The sequence below is a fragment of the Leclercia sp. W6 genome (genome assembly GCF_003336345.1).
In the GTDB taxonomy this organism is placed as follows: Bacteria; Pseudomonadota; Gammaproteobacteria; order Enterobacterales; family Enterobacteriaceae; genus Enterobacter.
On record NZ_CP031104.1, the window covers coordinates 321,775 to 336,140 of the forward strand.

The following is a 14,366-nucleotide window of genomic DNA, read 5'->3' on the forward strand; positions in this document are numbered from 1 at the left end:
TCATAGCGCTTTTTTCTGCATAGAATTGAGTATAGGTGGTGATGATAAATCGTGAGTTTTCATCAAGTGACAGCCGGGACAGGAGGTTATATTTTGGATATCTCTCCATCACCTTAAACCTTATGAGGACGTTATGAGCCAACCTGCGATTATCCTGTGGTCAGATGCCGACTATTTCTCACCCTACGTGATGAACGTGTACGTCGCGTTGGCCGAAAAGGGATTGCCCTTCGCCCTGAAGACCATCGACCTCAGCCGGGGGGAGAACCGGCAGCCGCAGTGGCAGGGCTACGGGCTGACCCGTCGCGTACCGGTGCTTGAGGTGGACGGGTTTGAACTCAGTGAATCCTCTGCGATTACCGAATATCTGGAAGAGTGTTTTGCGCCGCCGGAATGGGAACGGATCTATCCGCTCGATCTGCAAAAACGCGCCCGCGCGCGCCAGATTCAGGCGTGGCTGCGCAGCGATCTGATGCCCATCCGTGAAGAACGTTCTACCGATGTGGTGTTTGCAGGGGTGAAAAAACCGGCCCTGAGCGAAACTGCCCAGCGCACGGCAAGCCAGCTGATGGATACCGCCACCTCGCTGCTGGCCCACGGCAATCAGAATTTATTCGGGGAGTGGTGCATTGCGGATAGCGATCTGGCGCTGATGCTCAACCGCCTGGTGCTCAATGGTGACGACGTACCGCAGCAGCTGGTGGATTACGCCAGCTTCCAGTGGCAGCGCGCCTCAGTGCAGCGTTATGTGGCGCTTTCAGCGAAGCGGGCTGGCTGATAAGGCCTGCTGATTCAGGTATGATGGGGCGGCTTTTCACTACAAGGAGTCACTGATGAAGCTGATGTTTGCATCGGACATTCACGGCTCGCTACCGGCGACCGAAAAAGTGCTTTCGCTGTTTAACCAGAGCGGGGCGCAATGGCTGGTGATCCTCGGCGATGTGCTGAATCACGGCCCGCGCAACCCGCTTCCTGAAGGCTATGCGCCTGCTGAGGTTGCAGAGCGGTTTAACGCTTTTGCCTCGCGCATTATCGCCGTACGGGGCAACTGCGACAGCGAAGTCGACCAGATGTTACTGGACTTTCCCATCACCGCCCCGTGGCAGCAGATCTTGCTGGAGGACTGCCGTCTCTTTATCACCCACGGCCATCTGTTTGGTCCGGATAATCTGCCCGCGCTGAATGCTGGCGATGTACTGGTTTATGGTCATACTCATATTCCGGTAGCCGGGAAGAAGGGCGACATTATTCATTTCAACCCTGGCTCCGTCAGCCTGCCTAAAGGCGGGTTTCCACCCAGCTATGGGATGCTGGAAGAGGGCCATTTGTGCGTTATGACGCTGAATGACAGCCAGGTTATTGCAGAGTCCAGGATTAATCCGTAACTTACTCCTCAACAGTAAACGCGCCGTGAGAGCGCTTTAAAGAGAAGGTTTCCCGATGGTGGAGCAGAGTCATTTGGCAAGTACTGAGTGGGTAGATATAGTCAGCGAAGACAATGAAGTCATCGCCCAGGCGAGCCGCGAGCAGATGCGGGCGCAGCGCCTGCGCCATCGCGCAACCTATATCGTGGTGCATGATGGTATGGGCAACATTCTGGTGCAGCGCCGTACCGAAACGAAAGATTTCATGCCCGGCATGCTCGATGCAACGGCTGGCGGCGTGGTGCAGGCCGATGAGCTGTTACTTGACTCCGCCCGCCGAGAAGCGGAAGAGGAGCTGGGGATTGCCGGTGTGCCGTTTGCCGAACACGGTCAGTTCTATTTTGAAGACAGTCACTGCCGCGTCTGGGGAGGCCTCTTCAGCTGCGTCTCCCACGGTCCGTTTGCGCTGCAGGAAGAAGAGGTCAGCGAAGTGTTCTGGATGACCCCGGCGGAGATCACTGCCCGTTGCGATGACTTCACGCCTGATTCGTTAAAAGCGCTGGCGCTGTGGATGAGTCGTAACGCCAACAACGAACCGGCTAAGCAAGAAGAAGCGTAATTCTGATAATAAAAAAGGCGACCCTGGGGTCGCCTTTTTACGTTTGGCAGCAGCTTACTGCTGTGAAGCCTGGATCGCGGTCAGTGCGATGGTGTAGACGATATCGTCTACCAGCGCGCCACGAGACAGGTCGTTCACTGGCTTGCGCATACCCTGCAGCATCGGCCCGATGGAGATCAGGTCGGCAGAACGCTGTACCGCTTTGTAAGTGGTGTTACCGGTGTTCAGATCCGGGAAGATGAACACGGTAGCACGACCGGCAACCGGCGAGTTAGGCGCTTTGGATTTAGCCACGTCAGCCATTACTGCGGCGTCATACTGCAGCGGGCCATCGATAACCAGATCCGGGCGTTTTTCCTGCGCCAGACGGGTGGCTTCACGTACTTTCTCTACGTCGCTACCTGCACCAGAGTTACCGGTGGAGTAGGAGAGCATCGCTACGCGCGGTTCGATACCGAAGGCAATCGCGGAGTCAGCGGACTGAATCGCGATCTCTGCCAGCTGTTCAGCGGTTGGATCCGGGTTGATCGCACAGTCACCGTAAACGTAAACCTGTTCCGGCAGCAGCATGAAGAACACGGAAGAGACCAGAGAGCTGCCTGGTGCAGTTTTGATCAGCTGCAGCGGCGGACGGATGGTGTTCGCAGTGGTGTGAACAGCCCCGGAAACCAGACCGTCAACTTCGTCCTGCTCCAGCATCAGGGTACCGAGAACCACGTTGTCTTCCAGCTGTTCGCGGGCAACGGCTTCGGTCATGCCCTTGCTCTTACGCAGCTCAACCAGACGGGCAACGTAGCTTTCGCGCACCACTTCTGGATCCACGATTTCGATACCCGCACCCAGCTCAACGCCCTGGGACGCTGCGACGCGGGTGATCTCATCCGGGTTACCCAGCAGCACACAGGTCGCGATACCGCGCTCGGCACAGATTGCTGCGGCTTTAACGGTACGTGGTTCGTCGCCTTCAGGCAGAACAACGCGTTTGCCCGCTTTACGCGCCAGCTCGGTCAGCTGGTAACGGAAGGCTGGTGGAGAGAGACGACGGCTGCGCTCGGAGGTCGCGGTCAGGGATTCAATCCAGTCAGGATTGATGCAACCGGCCACATATTCCTGCACTTTCTCGATACGCTGGTGGTCATCAGCCGGCACTTCCAGGTTGAAGCTCTGCAGGCTCAGGGAGGTCTGCCAGGTGTTGGTGTTCACCATGAAGACCGGCAGGCCGGTGGCAAATGCGCGTTCGCACAGTTTGCTGACGCGTGGGTCCATTTCATAGGCACCGGTCAGCAGGATCGCACCGATTTCCACGCCGTTCATCGCGGCCAGACAGGCTGCAACCAGCACGTCAGGACGGTCAGCAGAGGTCACCAGCAGGGAACCTGCACGGAAGTGCTCCAGCATGTGCGGAATGCTACGCGCACAGAAGGTGACGGACTTCACGCGACGGGTATTGATATCGCCTTCGTTCACGATGGTGGCGTTCAGGTGACGCGCCATGTCGATAGCACGAGTGGCGATCAGATCGAAGCTCCACTGCACCGCGCCCAGCACTGGCAGCGGGCTGAATTCCTGCAGCTTAGCGGGTTCGATTTTCACGATTTTCGCTTTGGAGGAGTCGTCGAAAATTTCGGACAGGTCAGGGCGGGTACGGCCTTGCTCATCAACCGGGGCGTTCAGTTTGTTCACAATCACGCCGGTGATGTTGCTGTTTTTTGCGCCGCCGAAGCTGCTGCGGGTCAGCTCAATACGCTCTTTCAGCTGTTCCGGGGTATCGGTACCCTGGGACATCACAAACACGATTTCCGCGTTCAGCGTCTTGGCGATTTCGAAGTTCAGAGACTGGGCAAACTGATGCTTGCGCGTCGGAACCAGGCCTTCTACCAGCACCACTTCCGCATCCTGGGCGTTAGCGTGGTAGTTAGCGATGATCTCTTCCATCAGCACATCTTTCTGGTTGCTGGAGAGCAGAGACTCAACGTGGCTCATCTTCAGCGGTTCAGCGGCTGGCAGGTTAGAGTTTGCACGAACAATTGTGGTGGTCTGGTCTGGTGCGTCGCCACCAGCACGTGGTTGAGCGATTGGCTTAAACACGCTCAGACGAACGCCTTTGCGTTCCATCGCACGGATCACACCGAGGCTGACGCTGGTCAGGCCTACGCTGGTTCCGGTCGGGATCAGCATAATAGTACGGGACACGATTTATCCTCTTTCGTTACCGCCGAAAACGGGCGGGCTTCAAAACAGCACCGCCAGCATTGCTGGCGGTGTGGAATCAGGCAGTCAGACGGCTCGCGTCTTGCGCGATAACCAGCTCTTCGTTGGTTGGGATAACCATTGCAAGCGTGGTGCCTTCTTTGTTGATGAAGCCAGACTTACCGAAGCGCGCGGCCAGGTTACGTTCATGGTCAACATCAAAGCCCAGCACGCCCAGTTTGCCCAGGGAGAGCTCGCGCACCATTGCCGCGTTCTCACCGATACCACCCGTGAAGACTACGCCATCCAGACGACCGTCCATCAGTGCAGTGTAAGAACCGATGTACTTGGCCAGACGGTGGCAGTAAACGTCCATTGCACGTTTAGCATCTTCTTTCTCGGCGTAATTATCTTCAACGTAACGGCAGTCGCTGGTCACTTCGGTCAGACCCAGCAGGCCAGACTCTTTGGTCAGCATCTTGTTGATGTCTTCTACGCTCATACCCAGGGTATCGTGCAGGTGGAAGATGATCGCCGGGTCGATATCACCGGAGCGAGTACCCATGACCAGGCCTTCCAGCGGGGTCAGACCCATAGAGGTATCAACACATTTGCCGTTACGGATAGCAGAAACGGAACCGCCGTTGCCCAGGTGGCAAGTGATGATGTTCACTTCTTCTACCGGCTTGTTCAGCATTTTTGCTGCTTCTTGCGTGACGTAGAAGTGGCTGGTGCCGTGTGCGCCATAGCGACGAACGCCGTGCTCTTTGTACAGTTTGTACGGCAGGGCATAGAGGTAAGACTCTTCCGGCATGGTCTGATGGAACGCGGTATCAAATACGGCCACGTTCTTGTCTTTCAGCTGCGGGAAGGCTTTCAGTGCTTCAGCGATACCGATCAGGTGAGCCGGGTTATGCAGCGGTGCAAAAGAGGCTGAGTCTTTGATGCCCTGAATAACGCTGTCATCGATGATCACAGATTTGGTGTACTTCTCGCCACCATGAACAATACGGTGACCGATTGCGGTCAGCTGAGCGGACAGTTCCGGTTTTTGTGCCAGGATAGTGTTAACGATAAAGTTCAGCGCTTCGCTGTGAGCGGCGCCTGCACCTAAAGCCGCTTCCTGTTTGCTGCCGTCCATTTTCCACTTCAGACGTGCTTCAGGAAGATGGAAACATTCGGCCAAACCAGAAAGGTACTCTTCACCGTTAAGCGCATCGATGATGGCGAATTTGAGGGAAGAGCTACCGCAGTTCAGAACCAGTACTAACTTACTCGACATGGAAGTACCTATTATTGATACGTGGCTAAAAAAACGTCAGTGAGTCCAGGATCGTAGCGCAAGATATCGCTGACATTTATGATTAACATCATGCCGGAAGGACATTCTGGCATCATGAAAAGAATACATATGATTTTATGCCATTTTGCGCATTTTTCCGGCAATGGCATAATATGCGATAATTTGACGAGTGAACGTTCCTCGTCTAAGGCCTTTGCAGGCCGGCACAGGATACCTGATACTGGGTAGCGCTGACAAAAGTTTTTGAACGTTGTCATGACCAGTTGTGGTTTTGCACGATTTTTTTAATCTTTATATGTGAAGTTGAGGTAAGCCATGTCGACACCCGAGCATCCATCCGTGAGCTTTTTTAGCCTTTTTCGCCGGGGGCAGCACTATGCAAAGACGTGGCCTCTGGAAAAGCGTCTGGCGCCCGTCTTTATTGAAAACCGCGTGATCCGCGCCACTCGTCACGCTATTCGCCTGATGCCGCCTCTCGCGGTCTTTACCCTGTGCTGGCAGATTGCGCTGGGCGGGCAGCTTGGCCCTGCCGTTGCTACCGCGCTGTTTGCCCTGAGCCTGCCGATGCAGGGGCTGTGGTGGCTTGGTAAACGCTCGGTCACACCGCTACCGCCATCCGTATTGTCCTGGTTCTATGAAGTACGCGGCAAATTGCAGGATGCCGGTCAGGCGCTCGCGCCGGTAGAGGGAAAACCCGATTATCAGGCGCTGGCGGATACGCTGAAGCGGGCATTTAAGCAACTTGATAAAACATTCCTTGATGACTTGTGATTGATCATCGAAACGATGATCAAAAGAAGGCACAGTAACCCACCGTTACCGTGTCTTTTTTTAAAGCTGCCATGCGCAACAGGAGTCGAAAGATGGAAATGACCCACGCTCAACGTCTGATTTTGTCCAATCAGTACAAAATGATGACGATGCTTGATCCCGACAACGCAGAGCGCTATCGCCGCTTGCAGACTATCGTCGAACGTGGCTTTGGTTTACAGATGCGCGAGCTGGATCGCGATTTTGGCGAACTGAAAGAAGAGACCTGCCGCCAGGTCATCGACATCATGGAGATGTACCACGCCCTGCATGTTTCCTGGACCAACCTGAAAGATGCCCAGACCATCGACGAACGTCGTGTCACCTTCCTGGGTTTTGATGCGGCCACTGAATCCCGTTACCTGAGCTATGTCCGCTTTATGGTCAATGTCGAAGGTCGCTATACCCATTTCGATGCCGGTACCCATGGCTTTAATGCCCAGACCCCGATGTGGGAAAAATATCAGCGCATGCTCAGCGTGTGGCACGCTTGCCCGCGCCAGTACCACCTGAGCAGCAACGAGATTCAACAAATTATTAATGCCTGACGGAGGTAGATGTGCAGTGTAAAGGTTTTCTGTTTGATCTGGACGGTACGCTGGTCGATTCGCTACCGGTTGTAGAACGCTCCTGGTGCCGTTGGGCCGACAGACATGGCATCGACCATCAGGACGTACTGAATTTTATCCATGGCAAACAGGCCATAACCTCTTTACGGCACTTTCTCCAGGGAAAAAGTGAAGCGGAAATTCAGGCGGAGTTCACCTGGCTTGAGCAGGTCGAGGCTACCGATACCGACGGTATCACCGCGCTGCCAGGGGCACAGGCGCTGCTCAGGCATCTGAATGAAGCAGGGATCCCCTGGGCTATCGTCACCTCCGGTTCGGTTCCTGTGGCCCATGCGCGCCATAAAGCGGCAGGCCTGCCGTTGCCGGAAGTCTTTATCACCGCGGAGCGGGTCAAGCGCGGCAAGCCAGAGCCCGATGCCTTTTTACTGGGCGCGGAGCTGCTGGGGCTGGCGCCTGAAGAGTGTGTGGTGGTAGAAGATGCCGCAGCCGGCGTGCTGGCGGGCCTCAATGCCGGAAGCCACGTCATTGCCGTCAATGTCCCCGCTAACTCGCCGCGTCTGGATGAGGCAGATTTTGTGCTCACCACGCTGGAGGCACTCGCCGTCAGCCGTGAGCCCGACGGGAATGTAACAGTCACCCGGAAAATGTAATCACATGATTTAGCCCCACATTGTTGGGGCTTTTTTATGGCACTATCTGATGCACTCTTTTCTGACAAGGATCTGTTGTGAACGGTGAACTTATCTGGGTGTTAAGCCTGCTTCTTATCGCCATTATTCTTTTTGCAACCGGCAAAGTCCGCATGGATGCCGTGGCGCTGCTGGTGATCGTCGCTTTTGTGCTGAGCGGCACCTTAACCCTCCCGGAAGCCTTCTCAGGCTTTAGCGATCCCAACGTGATTCTGATTGCCGCCCTGTTTATTATCGGCGACGGCCTGGTGCGGACCGGCGTGGCAACCAGTATGGGCTCGTGGCTGGTGAGCGTGGCGGGCAACAGCGAGACCAAAATGCTGGTCTTTTTGATGCTCACCGTCGCTGGACTCGGGGCCTTTATGAGCTCCACCGGGGTGGTGGCTATCTTCATACCGGTGGTGTTGAGCGTCTCCATGCGCATGCAGATTTCGCCGTCGCGCCTGATGATGCCGCTCAGTTTTGCCGGGCTTATCAGCGGCATGATGACGCTGGTGGCGACTCCGCCGAACCTGGTGGTCAACAGTGAACTGTTGCGTGAAGGCCTGGACGGTTTTAGCTTCTTCAGCGTGACGCCGCTGGGACTGGTTATCCTGGTGATGGGCATTGTCTATATGCTGTTAACCCGCTTTGCCCTGAAAAGCGAAAAGCAGGATAAAACTCGCGACGGCTGGAAGCGCCGCACGTTTCGCGATCTGATCAAAGAGTATCGCCTCACCGGGCGCGCGCGCCGTCTGGCGATCCGCCCCGGTTCACCGCTGATTGGGCAACGCCTGGACGATCTAAAACTCCGCGAACGCTACGGGGCTAACGTCATCGGCGTGGAGCGCTGGCGCCGTTTTCGTCGGGTTATCGTCAACGTAAACGGTGTATCGGAGTTTCGCGCCCGGGATGTGTTGCTCATTGATATGTCTTCGGCAGAGGTCGATCTGCGCGAATTTTGCAGCGAACAGCTGCTGGAGCCGATGGTCCTGCGTGGGGAGTACTTCTCCGATCAGGCGCTGGATGTGGGCATGGCGGAAGTCTCGCTGATCCCTGAGTCGGAGCTGCTCGGCAAAACCATTCGTGAAATCGGCTTTCGTACCCGGTACGGTCTGAACGTGGTGGGGTTAAAGCGCGACGGCGAGGCGATGGATGGCTCGGTGGTGGATGAGCCTCTGGAGCTGGGGGACATCTTCCTGGTCGTGGGTAACTGGAAGCTGATTACCCAGCTGGGGCAGAGAGGGCGAGACTTTGTGGTGCTCAACCTGCCTGTTGAGGTCAGCGATGCATCCCCGGCGCATAGCCAGGCACCGCACGCCATTTTTTGTCTGGTGCTGATGGTCGCTCTGATGCTGACCGACGAAATCCCTAATCCGGTGGCGGCGATCATCGCCTGTCTGCTGATGGGGAAATTCCGCTGTATCGACGCTGAAAGCGCTTACAAAGCGATTCACTGGCCGAGCATCATTTTGATCGTCGGCATGATGCCCTTTGCGCTGGCGCTGCAAAAAACCGGTGGTGTCGATTTAGTGGTAAAAGGGCTGATGGAGCTCGGCGGCGGCTATGGCCCTTACATGATGCTGATGTGCCTGTTTGTTATGTGCGCCACGATCGGGCTGTTTATCTCCAACACCGCAACTGCCGTGTTGATGGCTCCCATTGCGCTGGCGATGGCGAAATCGATGGGAGTCTCGCCTTATCCGTTTGCGATGATGGTGGCGATGGCCGCTTCCGCGGCGTTTATGACGCCGGTATCGTCACCGGTTAACACCCTGGTGCTGGGGCCGGGAAGATACAGCTTCAGCGACTTCGTGAAGCTCGGCGTGCCCTTCACGATCCTGGTGATGGTGGTGTGTGTAGTGATGATCCCGATGTTGTTCCCGTTCTGACAGTTTTGCCCGGCGGCGCTAAGCTTGCTGCCTGGAAACCGTAGGCCCGGCAAGCGAAGCGCCGCCGGGCATAACTCACAACGGCGAATCCTGACTGATCTCATCCAGCGAGAGCTGGAAGCTTGGGACAAACACCTCCATAAAGTAGTCCATCTCCTCGCTACGGCGCGCTTCGAGCGTCTTCTCCAGACGCGTTTTCGCCAGTAAAAACTCGTGATTGCCGGCAGAGAGCTCTTCCAGACACTTCAGGTAGGCGCAGAGCGCATCGGCCTGCTTCACAATGAAGTGCTCCTCTTCGCTGTAGCTCTGCTCGTCTATTAAAGGGGCAAAGATATCGCGAAGCTCGTCCGGCACCATGTCGACCAGCTTCTGCTGGGCGATTTTTTCAATCGCCTTGTACTCCTGGGCGATTTGCGAGTTGAAGTATTTCACCGGCGTGGGCAGATCGCCCGTCAGCACTTCTGAAGCATCGTGGTACATCGCCAGCAGCGCGATACGTTCGGCGTTCAGCTGACCATTGAACTTACGGTTTTTGATAGCGGCCAGCGCGTGGGCGACCATCGCCACCTGCAGGCTGTGTTCGGAAACGTTCTCGGTGCGCACGTTGCGCATCAGCGGCCAGCGGTTGATCAGTTTCAGTCGGGAAAGATGGGCGAAGAAATGACTCTGACTCATAAGTTACCTTAAATCTGCACAGCGACAGGTTTCATTGTGAGGGGAGGGGCGGTGAGATGCAAATCGGGCTGCCAGTGGCAGCCCGAGAGTTGTTTACTGATGGTATCCGCCGAGGAAGCGTCCAAACCGGGTGATGGCCATTTCCAGCTCATCTTCACGCGGCAGCGTTACGATACGCACATGGTCCGGCCACGGCCAGTTAAACGCCGTTCCCTGTACCAGCAACACTTTTTCCTGCAGCAGGAAGTCGAGCACCATCTTCTGATCGTCAAAGATGTTGAAGCGTTTGATGTCGATTTTCGGGAACATATAGAGTGCGCCGTTTGGCTTCACGCAGGAGACGCCCGGAATATCGTTGATCAGCTCCCACGCGCGCTGTCGCTGTTCATACAGACGCCCGCCCGGCACGATAAATTCGCTGATGCTCTGATAGCCACCCAGCGCGGTCTGGATCGCATGCTGCGCAGGGACGTTGGCGCACAGACGCATGGAGGCCAGCATCTCCAGCCCTTCGATATAACCTCTGGCGTGTTTCTTCGGCCCGTTCAGCACCATCCAGCCCTGGCGGAAGCCCGCAACACGATAGGTCTTTGACAGGCCGTTAAAGGTGACGGTCAGCAGATCCGGCGCCAGCGCGGCAATAGAGTGGTGCTGCGCGGCGTCATACAGAATTTTGTCGTAGATCTCGTCCGCGAAAATGATCAGGTTATGCTGGCGGGCCAGCTCGACGATCTCCAGCAGCAGCTCTTTGGAATAGACGGCGCCGGTAGGGTTGTTCGGGTTGATGATGACGATGCCGCGGGTGCGCGGCGTAATTTTGGCGCGAATATCATCCAGATCCGGGAACCAGTCAGCCGATTCGTCACACAGGTAGTGCACCGCTTTACCGCTGGAAAGGGAGACCGCCGCGGTCCAGAGCGGGTAGTCCGGAGCCGGAACCAGCATTTCGTCACCGCTGTTCAGCAGGGCCTGCATCGCCTGGACAATCAGCTCGGAAACACCGTTACCAATATAGATATCTTCTACAGTCACATCGCGCATACCCTGCGCCTGATAGTGCTGCATGATGGCTTTACGCGCAGAGTAGAGACCTTTGGAGTCGCTGTAGCCTTGCGCCGTCGGCAGGTTGCGAATCACATCAACCAGAATTTCATCCGGTGCATCAAAACCAAATGGCGCCGGGTTGCCGATATTGAGCTTAAGTACTTTATTACCTTCTTCTTCGAGACGCTTTGCCTCTTTAAGAACCGGGCCACGAATGTCATAACAAACGTTATCTAACTTGCTGGATTTTTCGATAGGTGACATGAATCTTTGACCTTTTCACTGTTATTGCGACGTCCTGCCGTGGAGTCAGCACGAAACAATGTACTCCTCGAACGCCCGATTTTGAAGCGTTGGCAGAAGAAGATTTTGTGCATTGCTGACGGTTTGCTCTGAATCTTTTAACTATTTTTAAAGGGGTTAATCACTTTATTGTGTGTATTTTGGGATGTTACTGGTGTTTTGTCCTGTTGTGGGTGTTTTAATATGGATTTTACGCTGTAAAAAAGGCGTGAATTGAGCGGCTTACGCTGGCGGTGCTACAGTTTACTGTAGTGATTTTTCGTAAAAGCTGAATGAAACTCACTGCTATTCGCTTTCCTGCCTTTTTATATTAACGTTGCTCATGTGAAATTAATGTTAAGCATTATTAATCATTAAGTCCGGTTTCAATTATTGTTTATTTCTAAATAAAGACGAAATCGCAACTTTCGTTAATATAAATAAAATTAGTTTAGCTAGTTACCATTCAGGTTAAATCAAAGGATTTGCAATAAGGCTTATAAAGAAAAAGGTTTTAGGGTAAGATGTATGCCGGGTTTAGCGATGAAAGATAACAGGTCACAGCAGGCCTTGATGCCTGGACCTTTAATAGTTTATTGTAATTGCTAGAATTATCTCTGCCTTGAGAAGTTAAGCGATACCATTGCCGCTCAACCTGTACTGCGATAAAGTTGACGTTGGATATGCATCTTCTTTAATCGAATTTACATCATCCGGCAAATACCTATATATCTCGAACGATTTTGAGAATAAAAATAACGTCAGATAAGTTGTTTCTGACCACTGATATAACCAGCACAATTACATTATGCAGGCCCCTGCCAGACCGGGACGTCAGCGGATTTCGTTCAGAAGGAACTGTATTACTTTTACGCACACAGCTTAAACCCGGGGCAGCTCCGTACGAGCAACCTGTAAGTGAAAAGATATGATTAATGCAAATCGTCCGATACTGAATCTCGACCTCGATCTGCTGAGAACCTTTGTGGCGGTCGCCGATCTGAACACCTTTGCTGCTGCGGCGGCGGCAGTTTGCCGTACCCAGTCCGCAGTGAGCCAACAAATGCAACGACTGGAACAACTGGTCGGTAAAGAGCTTTTTGCCCGTCATGGCCGCAATAAGCTGTTAACGGAGCATGGTATTCAGCTCCTGGGTTACGCCAGAAAAATTCTGCGCTTCAATGATGAAGCATGTTCATCATTAATGTTTAGCAACCTGCAGGGTGTCTTAACATTAGGCGCCTCTGATGAGTCGGCCGATACCATTCTGCCGTTCTTGCTCAACCGCATCAGTTCGGTTTACCCGAAACTTGCTCTTGATGTCAGAGTGAAACGCAACGCCTTTATGGTTCATATGTTGCAGGAGCAGGAGGTCGATCTGGTGGTCACCACCCATCGTACCAGCCAGTTCGAATGTCTGACGCTACGCACCTCGCCGACACACTGGTACTGCGCCGCCGAGTTCACGTTGCAGCGCGGCGAGCCGGTGCCGTTAGTCCTGCTGGACGATCCCAGCCCGTTCCGCGACGTTGTGCTGGCTACGCTCAACGCCGCCAATGTGCCATGGCGCCTGGCCTATGTTGCCTCCACGCTGCCTGCGATCCGCGCCGCGGTAAAAGCAGGGCTCGGCGTAACGGCACGTCCGGTTGAGATGATGAGCCCCGATTTGCGTGTGTTAGGTAAAGCGGATGGATTGCCCGCGCTGCCGGATACGGAATATCTGTTGTGCCATAATCCGGCCAGTAACAACGAGCTTGCGCAGACCATCTTTAACGCCATGGATGATTACCATAACCCCTGGCAGTACAATACTGTTACTCAACAAGGAGGGGATGACTCGGTAATCATTGAAAGCGATTTCGAGTAAACGAATCCCTAATAATCTGATAACAATTCGCCCAGACGATGACGAACCACTGCCGCTGCCGCTGCGCACAGTGGTTCTTTTTTTGCATGGGATCCAGAGGGATTTGACTTAGGTCATTGCCAATTTTCTGTTTTATCAATCTGATAGATATCCTGCCTTTCTCTAAAATCCCGCTATACTTGTTCTTTCTAATGTCAATGGGCATGTTAAAAAAGCAGCAAAGATGTTGCCGTTTTTTTGATTGAATTAACAAAAGCGTGTCACAGATCAAGAAAATACTCCTCTTTGGGGGGAGGAATCGACGGCAATTCCTGTCAAAATAGGCGGGTAATCTTTGTATTAGTACATTACGGACACGATTCAACACCCCCACGCAGGTACGCGCCTCACATTTAATGAGGGTAAAGGGCATTAAATGTTAATGAAGTTCGATCAATGTAATTTAATGTGAAGAAACTTTTGTTAAAGTTGACAAAAGGTTATAGAAAGGAGTAAAAAACCACATCATTTTGCTGTCTATGTCTCATTTTCGACAGTTAGTGTACGGTTATTTGTTCCTCCCCATGAATCGATGTGATGCCCATCTGCCAGTAAGAGCAGTGTTCCAGGTATCACTTTTGATGAGTAAGCAATGAGTATGTCAACATCCACAGAAGTCATCGCTCATCACTGGGCATTCGCAATCTTTCTTATCGTTGCCATTGGCCTGTGCTGCCTGATGCTAGTCGGCGGCTGGTTCCTGGGCGGTCGCGCCCGCGCAAGGCACAAAAACACGCCATTCGAATCGGGTATCGATTCGGTAGGTACCGCGCGTTTACGCCTGTCTGCCAAGTTCTATCTGGTAGCCATGTTCTTCGTCATTTTCGACGTGGAAGCGCTTTACCTGTTCGCATGGTCGACCTCCATTCGTGAGAGTGGCTGGGTAGGCTTTGTCGAGGCCGCAATTTTCATTTTAGTGTTACTGGCCGGTCTGGTTTATCTGGTGCGTATTGGCGCGCTGGACTGGACACCTGCACGTTCACGCCGTGAACGTATCAACCCGGAAAACAGTATCCCTAATCGTCAGCAGTAACAGCGAGGCAA

Annotated in this window: 13 protein-coding genes; 9 read left to right on the forward strand and 4 right to left on the reverse strand. The window is 53.9% G+C overall.

Annotated features, from left to right (window positions below; genetic code table 11):
* Positions 1-133: 133 nt before the first annotated feature.
* Genes yfcF through yfcD form a run of 3 tightly spaced genes read left to right on the forward strand, consistent with a single transcriptional unit; the run spans position 134 to position 1,983 of the window.
* Positions 134-778: a glutathione transferase gene (gene yfcF, locus DVA43_RS01635; RefSeq protein ID WP_114314366.1), complete on the forward strand. Its 645-nt coding sequence runs from the start codon at positions 134-136 to the stop codon at positions 776-778.
* Positions 779-833: 55 nt separating this feature from the next.
* Entirely contained in the window at positions 834-1,385 is a 552-nt protein-coding gene (gene yfcE / locus DVA43_RS01640; RefSeq protein WP_147271005.1) for a phosphodiesterase, read from the forward strand.
* A gap of 55 nt (positions 1,386-1,440) precedes the next feature.
* Positions 1,441-1,983, forward strand: a complete 543-nt coding sequence (yfcD, locus tag DVA43_RS01645; protein WP_103825155.1) for an NUDIX hydrolase YfcD — start codon at positions 1,441-1,443, stop codon at positions 1,981-1,983.
* A 54-nt stretch (positions 1,984-2,037) separates the two neighbouring features.
* Here the strand turns inward: yfcD and pta are convergent, their stop codons facing one another.
* Positions 2,038-4,176 (reverse strand): phosphate acetyltransferase, encoded by a 2,139-nt coding sequence (gene pta, locus DVA43_RS01650; protein ID WP_114314368.1) that lies wholly within the window; start codon positions 4,174-4,176, stop codon positions 2,038-2,040.
* A 76-nt stretch (positions 4,177-4,252) separates the two neighbouring features.
* On the reverse strand, positions 4,253-5,455 hold the full coding sequence (ackA, locus tag DVA43_RS01655) for an acetate kinase (protein ID WP_114314369.1): 1,203 nt from the start codon (positions 5,453-5,455) through the stop codon (positions 4,253-4,255).
* Positions 5,456-5,791: 336 nt separating this feature from the next.
* Between ackA and yfbV the strand changes: the two genes are divergently transcribed.
* The 4 genes from yfbV to DVA43_RS01675 all read left to right on the forward strand — a co-directional run bounded on the left by yfbV (position 5,792) and on the right by DVA43_RS01675 (position 9,415).
* The gene (gene yfbV, locus DVA43_RS01660) at positions 5,792-6,247 is read left to right on the forward strand and encodes a terminus macrodomain insulation protein YfbV (protein ID WP_103825152.1); all 456 of its coding nucleotides are present in this window, start codon (positions 5,792-5,794) and stop codon (positions 6,245-6,247) included.
* Positions 6,248-6,339: 92 nt separating this feature from the next.
* Positions 6,340-6,834 carry a YfbU family protein gene (locus DVA43_RS01665; RefSeq protein ID WP_103825151.1) on the forward strand — a complete coding sequence of 165 codons (495 nt, stop codon included), beginning with the start codon at positions 6,340-6,342 and terminating at the stop codon, positions 6,832-6,834.
* Between the two features lie 11 nt (positions 6,835-6,845).
* On the forward strand, positions 6,846-7,505 hold the full coding sequence (locus DVA43_RS01670) for a sugar phosphatase (protein ID WP_103825150.1): 660 nt from the start codon (positions 6,846-6,848) through the stop codon (positions 7,503-7,505).
* A gap of 77 nt (positions 7,506-7,582) precedes the next feature.
* Entirely contained in the window at positions 7,583-9,415 is a 1,833-nt protein-coding gene (locus tag DVA43_RS01675) for an SLC13 family permease (RefSeq protein WP_114314370.1), read from the forward strand.
* Between the two features lie 75 nt (positions 9,416-9,490).
* On the opposite strand, the gene yfbR is transcribed toward DVA43_RS01675, so the two are convergent.
* On the reverse strand, positions 9,491-10,090 hold the full coding sequence (gene yfbR / locus DVA43_RS01680; RefSeq protein ID WP_103180476.1) for a 5'-deoxynucleotidase: 600 nt from the start codon (positions 10,088-10,090) through the stop codon (positions 9,491-9,493).
* A gap of 93 nt (positions 10,091-10,183) precedes the next feature.
* The gene (locus tag DVA43_RS01685; RefSeq protein ID WP_103825148.1) at positions 10,184-11,398 is read right to left on the reverse strand and encodes a pyridoxal phosphate-dependent aminotransferase; all 1,215 of its coding nucleotides are present in this window, start codon (positions 11,396-11,398) and stop codon (positions 10,184-10,186) included.
* A 946-nt stretch (positions 11,399-12,344) separates the two neighbouring features.
* Here DVA43_RS01685 and lrhA point away from each other — a divergent pair.
* Both lrhA and nuoA read left to right on the forward strand, forming a co-directional pair.
* The gene (gene lrhA, locus DVA43_RS01690) at positions 12,345-13,283 is read left to right on the forward strand and encodes a transcriptional regulator LrhA (RefSeq protein WP_114314371.1); all 939 of its coding nucleotides are present in this window, start codon (positions 12,345-12,347) and stop codon (positions 13,281-13,283) included.
* Positions 13,284-13,914: 631 nt separating this feature from the next.
* Complete coding sequence (nuoA, locus tag DVA43_RS01700) at positions 13,915-14,355, forward strand: NADH-quinone oxidoreductase subunit NuoA (protein WP_103825145.1); 441 nt, start codon at positions 13,915-13,917, stop codon at positions 14,353-14,355.
* Positions 14,356-14,366: the final 11 nt, after the last annotated feature.